5 protein-coding genes and 1 CRISPR repeat array are annotated in these 9,355 nt (G+C 34.7%); all 5 genes read left to right on the top strand.

Annotation, left to right across the window (positions count from 1 at the left end):
• Nucleotides 1-244: 244 nt before the first annotated feature.
• A CRISPR array of direct repeats spans nt 245-1,389; the repeat unit is 37 nt; unit sequence GTTACATTGCTAATGACCCGATTTAGGGGATTGAAAC.
• An 843-nt stretch (nt 1,390-2,232) separates the two neighbouring features.
• The 5 genes from BT1A1_RS13155 to cas6 all read left to right on the top strand — a co-directional run bounded on the left by BT1A1_RS13155 (nt 2,233) and on the right by cas6 (nt 9,121).
• Nucleotides 2,233-4,008 carry a hypothetical protein gene (locus BT1A1_RS13155; RefSeq protein ID WP_034772004.1) on the top strand — a complete coding sequence of 592 codons (1,776 nt, stop codon included), beginning with the start codon at nt 2,233-2,235 and terminating at the stop codon, nt 4,006-4,008.
• 17 nt (nt 4,009-4,025) lie between these two features.
• Nucleotides 4,026-4,988 (top strand): DevR family CRISPR-associated autoregulator, encoded by a 963-nt coding sequence (locus BT1A1_RS13150; protein ID WP_034772002.1) that lies wholly within the window; start codon nt 4,026-4,028, stop codon nt 4,986-4,988.
• Between the two features lie 164 nt (nt 4,989-5,152).
• Nucleotides 5,153-5,707 (top strand): hypothetical protein, encoded by a 555-nt coding sequence (locus BT1A1_RS13145; RefSeq protein WP_156103237.1) that lies wholly within the window; start codon nt 5,153-5,155, stop codon nt 5,705-5,707.
• A gap of 5 nt (nt 5,708-5,712) precedes the next feature.
• The gene (locus BT1A1_RS13140) at nt 5,713-8,166 is read left to right on the top strand and encodes a CRISPR-associated helicase/endonuclease Cas3 (RefSeq protein WP_034771998.1); all 2,454 of its coding nucleotides are present in this window, start codon (nt 5,713-5,715) and stop codon (nt 8,164-8,166) included.
• Nucleotides 8,159-9,121 carry a CRISPR system precrRNA processing endoribonuclease RAMP protein Cas6 gene (gene cas6 / locus BT1A1_RS13135; protein WP_034771997.1) on the top strand — a complete coding sequence of 321 codons (963 nt, stop codon included), beginning with the start codon at nt 8,159-8,161 and terminating at the stop codon, nt 9,119-9,121. The genes BT1A1_RS13140 and cas6 overlap by 8 nt, the downstream gene beginning before the upstream one ends.
• The last annotated feature ends 234 nt before the right edge of the window (nt 9,122-9,355 follow it).

Here is a 9,355-nt window from a genome sequence, read left to right as displayed (position 1 = left end):
AGTACATCGCAAAAAGCTCCCTTTAAATATATATTGATGAAATGTTCTTAATAGGGTAAAATAATTAGTAAGCTTATTCATTTTATTTCGTTCTGCCAGATTTTCTAATAGAACAAATGGTTTTCGAGGCAGATGTAGGGTTTTTTACAGAAAATGCATCTTCGAAAAAAAGCTTCTTTTTAGGCGAATCGGATATCCCAAACTATTAGATTTTTCAATGGTTTAAGCCTTAATGATATTTGCGGTTACATTGCTAATGACCCGATTTAGGGGATTGAAACACGAAACTTGATTATTGGTGGTATTTAGAGTTAGCGAAGTTACATTGCTAATGACCCGATTTAGGGGATTGAAACGGTGTAGGCGGAAAGGGAATTAACATACCAACAATTCGTTACATTGCTAATGACCCGATTTAGGGGATTGAAACAAAATCTCAAGTATTTGCCCATAGATTGATAGCTTATGTTACATTGCTAATGACCCGATTTAGGGGATTGAAACTTAATCAACGACCATTTATATGATGTATATGACGTGTTACATTGCTAATGACCCGATTTAGGGGATTGAAACTGACATACCTATGAAGATTATTGGGGTCATCAATTCGTTACATTGCTAATGACCCGATTTAGGGGATTGAAACTTAAGAAGTATTCAAGATGGGGTTATTATGAAGTTTGTTACATTGCTAATGACCCGATTTAGGGGATTGAAACTCAAAGGATTCATAAAAATCAATAACATCTTTTTCTAAGTTACATTGCTAATGACCCGATTTAGGGGATTGAAACTTGTTATTCGGCGCTTCACAGCGTCAACATAATCATTGTTACATTGCTAATGACCCGATTTAGGGGATTGAAACACAATAAAACCACACCAACCGAAAGCGCCAACCCTGGTTACATTGCTAATGACCCGATTTAGGGGATTGAAACTGTTCAGCGTTCCAATGGCTGACATCGATAAAGTCCAGTTACATTGCTAATGACCCGATTTAGGGGATTGAAACTTCCGTTGTATAAAATCTCTTGCGTTCTGTTTGTTATTGTTACATTGCTAATGACCCGATTTAGGGGATTGAAACCAATCCACGTACAGGCTTTGAACACTATGGAGTATCATCGTTACATTGCTAATGACCCGATTTAGGGGATTGAAACATTGATGAACGTATTCTGCACTATTTTGGAAGGTACGTTACATTGCTAATGACCCGATTTAGGGGATTGAAACAGTGAATAGTATATATAAGAATCATTATATAGTCAATGTTACATTGCTAATGACCCGATTTAGGGGATTGAAACATGAACGATTATCGGCAAGGAGTGACGGCGAGTATTGTTACATTGCTAATGACCCGATTTAGGGGATTGAAACGAGTATTTCAATGAATGATTGACGCCTTGGCAAATTGTTATTGATAATACCCCGGTTTAAGGGATTAAAACGTACAAACTTTTGTAACGGTATTTAGCAGCGTTATCGGTTATATTGCTAATGACCCAATTTAGGGGATTAAAATTAGTCTGTAGTATGCTTTTATAACAAAATGAAAAAGAACTTCTAGACATTTCAAGAGAAATATTTTAAGGGTTATCATCAATATTTCATGGTTAAGTAAGGGCATTCAATATTCAAGAGAAAACCAAAAGGCTAGAAAACATTGTTGGTTTTGTCTCAGCTGAGAATGTTTTTCTGTTAAATCTATCCCTAGAACCAGAATATAGGCTTATCAAACAATAATTACAAAAGAGATTTCTGACCAATATTGGTAAAGGGTTTCTCAACAAAAATCCTTACGTTGGGGGTTATTTATTTGTATTGAACTTTCTTTGTTAATTAATCACCTAATTAAAAATATTATTTATTGTTCAGTATGATGTATAAATATGTAATAAAAGGGTAATAATAGAATTAAGGTGGTGAGTTAAACAATGCATTATTTACAAACGATTGAAATGATTATTAAAACATAATATTATGAAGTACGACTGCTGGGAGTACCGGGAAGAAATTATGGGGGCGACAGACAAAACTTTGACCTATAAATTTAGGGATTGAAACAATTACAAATTTTATTTCATTGTCTCAGTCTGCCTCTGATGAGTTAGATAATTTGATATGTTTATGAGGTAAATGAAAAATTTATAAAGTAAGCAGGAATTCATAATTTTTTTGTCGAAAATTAGTAATAGTCAGGGTAAAAAGGAGGGATGAAGTTTGAATTATATATGGGTAGAAAGAACCGCAAATACATATTCTGATTGTTTAAAAGCCTATGGAATGGCTTATTTACTTGGTATATTAGTTAGACAAAATAATATCGGCACAATTTTACTTAAACAAACACCTTCTCATTTTTTAATTGAAATACCTGATGATCTATATCATAACTGGGAAAACAGTGTTGAAACATTTGAGGCAACGTATATTATGCCACTCATCAATAATACTGCGGAAGAAGGAATTTCAGGCGGAAGCACATTTTTCTTAAAAGTAGAGAAGGAAAAAAGAGATGTCTATCAAACTTATTTACTGGAAGGTCAGAGTAAAAGGATTGGAGAAGAGCCGCCGAAAGAACATGCTGACTACCATATCTACTCGCTTTATCAAGGGATGAAAGTGTTAACTGCTCACAATAAAATGGCCGAGGCTTTTCAACAAGACCCCGAATTGATAAAGGTTGTATATCGTTGGATTTTCCAAACAGGTACTTCTCCTCTAATTGACACAGATGAAAAAATAAAAACCTTTAAAAATATAGTAAAAGAATATGAAAAAAACTCAGGGGAAAAAGTACCTCTAAAAGCTACGGTTAATGCCCTTTCTTTTTTTAATCCAGTTCAAGCGAAAGGGGTAAATAATCAAGGAGCAACCGGAATAAGTCCGAGTGGTGTTCAAAGTTTTGTATTAGATGAATTGTTTAAAATGCTTGGTGTCACACAAGGGTCAGTTGGAAAATTAGTAAAAGTAGGGACCAATTCCTATGATTGTCTCTTACTGGTTATTGATCCCCAGGAAGTAGCCAGCAATGATGTTTTAACAATCGTACACAACATAAAGGGGAAAATTAAAGCTCCAAGTAGAACCTATTTAGAATTTTCCACGTTAATGTACACAATCACAGAAGTCATTAGATTCTTATTGAGAAGGAAAGAAGGTATTCCACCAAACTTAATTGATTATGTTCGAGGTCTATATTGTGCCTATTTTAAAGATTTAGGACAGGCCAAGTCGGTTATGAATTTATCGTATTATCATTTACCTGCTTGGATGAGGTTTGAAAATGAAGAGGACTTGAGACAATACGATCGTTTATTTACGGATATCATCGATAAAGTTGACAAAATTAGACGTGATGAGAATATTCTCCAAGATCTTGATCAGCCGCTGAACGAGTTAGTTACCTTTATATCTACCGGACAACTGGAATCCTTTTTAAATTTTGTTCAAGCGTATCATTTTAAAGTGTTTAATGCTCTTTATGAAAAAAATTATAAATTAAAATTAAAACCATTTTCCGAGAAAATTTTGCAGGAGGTCATTATGAAAAGTAATCAACCATATTCAAAAATAGTGGAAGATACTGGCTTTATCAATCTTTCAAGGGCCATTTTTCAAGCAACATTAGGTTTGCAATATCAAGATAAAAGTATAAGGAAATATCCGGTGCACTATGATTTGCAGCATAAGCTCAAACAAAATGCTCCTTACAAGGAAAAGTTTATCACGACATTAGCCGATTTTGTTGCAACTTTTAATAGTGAGAATGCAAGAGTCGCTGAGTCAAATAAAGCTAGAGGTGAAGACAGTCGTACAAGAAAAAATATTTCTGATCAAGATCTTGCTTCCGTCATCCATCTAGTCGATGAGTTTGGAAGCAATTTAGTTGGAAATTTACTGGTTGCTTTCGGGTATGCCAAAAAGGAAAAGGATAGCGAAAATCAAAGCAGTGAATCAGAAGAAAAAAATAGCAAATTAACAGTAGAACTTTAATGGAGGGTGAAAGATCGATGACAAAAGAAATTTTTTCTATTTCGATTTCAGGAGAGTTATCCCTTGATTTACATGCTTTAAATAATGAACGCAGTGAAGGAAACCAGACGTTTACACGGCAAGTAACTGTACTAGATAAAGATGGAGAGCTTACAACAGTAAATGCAATTTCTGGGGATATGTTTAAGCATATTCAAGCAAAGCATCTGCATGCGATCAGTTTAGAAGAGGGATTAAATCTGTGCAATGGCTGCTTAAATTTTGATTCTAATCGAATTGCCAGTGATAAAGAGTTTACATCCAGTTATAAAAAAGATACACCGGATGAAGAAGTTTATCAGACTATCATCCAAAAATGTGTAATGGATGATATTGAAGGAATGATGGCAACAGCTAATAACAAAAATGTTGCCCGAAAATCAATTATTGAGTTTGGTTGGGTAGTTGGAAAGCCTGAAAAAACGTTTACAGAAAACTATTTTCATTTAAAAAAGGCGACCAATGCCAGTATTGTGGATAAAAACAAAGCGGAAAATTCCGGTCAAAATATTTTTTACCGTCCACTTAACACGGGAGTATATGCAACGGTTATCCATCTAGAAACAGCAAGAATCGGCTTAAATGAAGCATCACTAAATTATGATGTGGATGCTGAGGAAAGAAAGAAACGATATGACGCATTGTTAAAAAGCGTACTGTACACCTTTTTAAAAACAGAAGGTGCGATGAGAGCTTCCCAAGCCCCGCATTTGCATGATTTTAAGGGGGTTATCACCGTTAGCTTTTCTTCTTTACCTGCACCTTCCGTCAGCCCACTTAATGGTCAATATGAGCAGGAAATCGCAACGATTACTGCCAATTTAAATGAATTAAATAGCGAAAATCCAATCGAACTTTTGAAATTTAATAGTATAAGTGAATTTACAAAAAATATTAAAGATTTAATGCGGTATACCCCGGGTTCTATTGTAAGAAAGTAGGTGTTCCTATGTATTTGGTTGCGAAATATATACCTGTATCCTTATTTTCATTGAGGGAAAGTGATGCGACAAATGTAGTCGCATCCACCTATCTACATCCGTCTCCGTTTTGCATAAAAATGACTTTGGTTTCTTTATATTTACAAGTATTCGGTAAAGATGGTGTGGAAGAGTGGGTATCTTTTTTAAAGGGATTGCCTGTTTATATTAAAGGGTCATCGAAAATTGTTGTTAATAACACGATGATAAAAATAAGGAAATATAACGATAAAGCGAAAAAAGAGGATAGAGATGCAGGATTGAATATAAACGCTACTGTTAGTTATCGTGAATTTGCCTATTTGCAAGATCCGATTGAAATTGCTTTTAGGACAAACATAGATCATTTTCAACAAAATGAACCCAAACTTAAACGTTTACTACTTCATGTTAATTATTTTGGGAACAGAGGGTCTTTTTTTCAATGGAAAGAGTTTTCTATTTTAGAGCAAAACCAGTTGCCGTCTGATTTTACTAAAAAGCTTGATGAAACATTTAATATTCGTCAATTAGGTCTGTTGAAGAAAATGGATGATTTTGCAGCTGGAGTCACTTTTGATAAATTAAATATTTATAGTGATGCCAAAAAAACAAATAATCGTTTGACTAACATTTTTGTTTTACCCTATGAAAAAAAGTATTCCACCCGCTCTTATACATACTATGAACGGAGGGGATAGAAGAGTTGTTCTTAACAGATGATAAAATGGATTCTCTTTTTCATATGATGACAAGAAAATTGGGCAATAAACATAATAAAGGCTTTTTTCCATTGGGGTTTCAAAAACAACTTATCGACGCCCATTTGAATAAAAGAAAGAATGTGATATTGCATGCGCCGACCGGGGCAGGAAAAACATTAGCGGCACTTGCACCTTTCTATATCAGCAAGAGTTTGAACGGGGAAATTGATTTTCCGAATCAAACAATCTATATTTTACCTTTAAGGACTTTAGCTCATAGCCTTGCAGAGGAAGCGGAACAGGCAACAAACCAATGGACCGTAAAGACACAAACAGGGGAAGTGCAAAAAGATCCATTTTTTTCAGACGGTGATGTCGTTTTTACAACAATTGATCAGGCCCTCAGTGGAGCATTAACCATCCCTTTATCTCTATCAACTCGATTGTCCAATATAAATGCGGGAGCTTGGGTAGGGAGTTACCTGGTTTTTGATGAATTTCATTTATTAGATATAAATCTAGCCTTTCAAACGACCGTTCATTTATTAAAACAACTGTGTGTAGATATGCCATTGACAAGGTTTACTATTATGACAGCCACACTATCTAGAGAAATGCGCAAGTTTTTGGCAAAGGAATTGAATGCGGTACATATTGAAGTGACGGAGGAAGACTTACCACAAATTAAATCACAATATCAGAAGAAAAGGAAAGTCATTACACATTCGACTACTTTGAATGCTGGCGAGGTTCTTAAAAGGCATCAAAATAAAACGCTTGTCATAGTAAATCAAGTAGATAGGGCAATTTCATTGTATGTAGATGTTGTAAAAAGAAATCCAATTGATACCAAAGTTTTTTTATTACATGGCCAATTGTTGTCAGATGAGCGAAAAGATGTTGAAAAAAAATTAAAAGAATATTTTGGGAAAAACTGCAATCGTAAAAAAGCAATATTGATTGCAACCCAGGTAATTGAAGTTGGATTAGATATTTCATCAGATGTCATGCTTACAGAAGTTTCCTCGGGCCGTTCTTTCCTCCAACGTATTGGGCGAAATGCAAGGTTTGAAAATCAAGAAGGAACTGTTCATGTATATTCAATTAATTATCCTGACAACAATCAGCCTTGGCTTCCGTATGAGAAAGATGATGTCAAAGCAACGGAGCGATATTTGCAGTCTTATTTGGGATTTAGTTTTGATTATGCCAGAGCCAATGAGATGATGGATACGCTGTATTGTGAAATAGATAAAAAAACCGGAGTGATGCTTAAGCTAAACGAAGAAAGTTTTACTTCACAAATTGCAGAAGCTTATTCGACTCATAAGAAAGGTCTTGCGGGTAGGCTAATAAGAGATATTCAAAATGTGTCGGTGTTACTGCATTATAATCCTCCAACTGATGAATCTTTGTATCTCTATGAAACTATCTCGATATCGCTGGGGAAGATGAAAGGTTTTGTTTCTAAATTAAACAAAGCGTCAACTGCATTTCATGGCAAAGTTAAGAAGATTGTTTATGATAAAGATGATAAACTTGTTCTGCAAAATATAAAAGGTGTAGATGATATTCATTCTTATGATTTTATTGTGATTCATCCATCCTTAGCAACCTATGAAAAGAATGTTGGTCTATTACTTGGAAAACCTAGTTCTGATGAAACATATTGTTTTCCGTTAAAAAATGACGATAAAATTATCAAACGTTATTCTTATAAAATGGATACTATTGAGGAACATATACGTGCTTGCTTAATGGCTTATCGAGAAAGATGTTATTCTAAAAATAAATATGCCATTAAAGCGATTGCTCAACTATTTCATTTGTCTGAGGAAGATATAAAAAGGCTTATTAAGTTTGTTATAGTAACTCATGATATGGGGAAGCTGGAAAAGGCATGGCAAGATAAAGCCCTAAATAGACAATTAGAATATGACCCAATGTTTTCACTTGATACAGCACTAGCACATACAGATAATCCAAGTGGAAAGAAAGTACATTTTCCAGATCATTCAATTTTAGGAGCTGTGATGGCCTATTATTTGTTACAAGTGGATGGAAAATATAGTCATATGATGCGAGCTATTTTAACAGCAATTGCACACCATCATTCACCAACTGTGACGGGAAAGAAGTATGCTGATGAAAGTAATAGCTCTAAATCAATCAAAAAAGCGGGGGTTCTGTTGCCATTATTGTCGGAAATAAAATGGGATATCTCGACTGATCAATATGTTTCAACGTTAAAGAAAGCGGTGAAGATTTACGAAGGGGAGAAGGAATGGAAAAATAAATGGTCTAATTGGGGTGCGGGTCATCGTAGTCGTGAATATTGGCTGTATTTATTTTTAGTACGCCAGTTAAGAATTAGTGATCAGAATTCCTTTGATTATATCCCAGCTATTCGGAGTGGAGAAAGATTAACTAACATAGGAGAGAACATGGATGAATGACACGAACATTATTCGTTTTTTAAAAGAGTTTCAAATCCTTCAAGTAGCCGCAGTTTATAAAGTAGGAAAAAATGGGATGCAGCTGCCGCCATATCAGGGATCTACTTTTCGTGGTGTATTTGGGCATGTTTTTAAGGAAGTAGCATGTACCTGTCCAAATCAAAATATTCACCTTGAACATTGCCCATATGCGTATATATTTGAAACAGGACCGCATGAAAATAATCAAAAGATTATTAGTAGTCAAGATATTCCTCGCCCATTTATTATTCAGGGGGAAAATAGCAATAAGTTGATTTTTGCACCAGGTGAGCAATTTGGTATTACTATCACTATTTTTGGAAAAGCAATTCAATATATCCAATATTTTATATATGTTCTATATCATATGGGTGAAAGAGGATTTGGAAAAGGAAGGCAAAAGGCAGAGCTGCAACAAGTCTTTTTAGTAGATGAAAATGGGGATTTTCGGGAACAAATCTACTCCCACGAAAAAATCCATTATGGAGGTCAAATTTTAAATAGCGAAAAAATTTTTTCAGTTTTAAAGCAGGTATCAGGGTGTCAATTATTTTTTATTACACCTACCCGCCTAAAATATCAATCCCACTACTATGACACACCGGAATTCCACATCATCTTCCGCGCTGCCGTTCGTCGAATTACGTCTTTGTTATATTATCACCACAACGGGCTGCAATTGGATGTCGATTATAAAGAATTATTTAATAGAGCAGAGGACGTGAAATTAGTAGGGAATGAGGTTTCTTGGTATGATTGGGAACGATATTCCAATCGGCAAAAAGAGCGGATGAAGCTTGGTGGAATTATTGGTAAAGCAGTATATGAAGGGGATTTAGAACAGTTCATTCCTTGGTTACAGTTGACGGAATGGACTCATATTGGTAAAAATACAACCTTTGGACTAGGGAAAATTAAGGTAGTGTTTCAATAATTCTAGTTATAGATAAAAATATACAAAAAGGGTTAGTTGTAAAATGAAATGCATAAAGAAAATATAAAAAAAGTCATGTAGATACGGTATACTTAAAAGCAACGAAACCAATAAGTAAGGAGTGTATCTACATGACCGTCATTAATTATACCACAGCTAAGAGAACCTTTAAACACCTAACGGATATACAAAGAGGAAGACTCGAAGAAATGGCAAAATCTGGTAATTTTACCT

Source organism: Caldibacillus thermoamylovorans (assembly GCF_000751775.1).
GTDB lineage: Bacteria > Bacillota > Bacilli > Bacillales > Caldibacillaceae > Caldifermentibacillus > Caldifermentibacillus hisashii.
The sequence above is the reverse complement of the archived record's forward strand: the minus strand, read 5'-3'. Positions and strand labels throughout refer to the sequence as shown.

Bases quoted from the DNA above. Each gene is read 5' to 3' on its own strand.
- BT1A1_RS13150 (WP_034772002.1), top strand. From the start codon at position 4,026: ATGACAAAAGAAATTTTTTCTATTTCGATTTCAGGAGAGTTATCCCTT.
- cas6 (WP_034771997.1), top strand. From the start codon at position 8,159: ATGAATGACACGAACATTATTCGTTTTTTAAAAGAGTTTCAAATCCTT.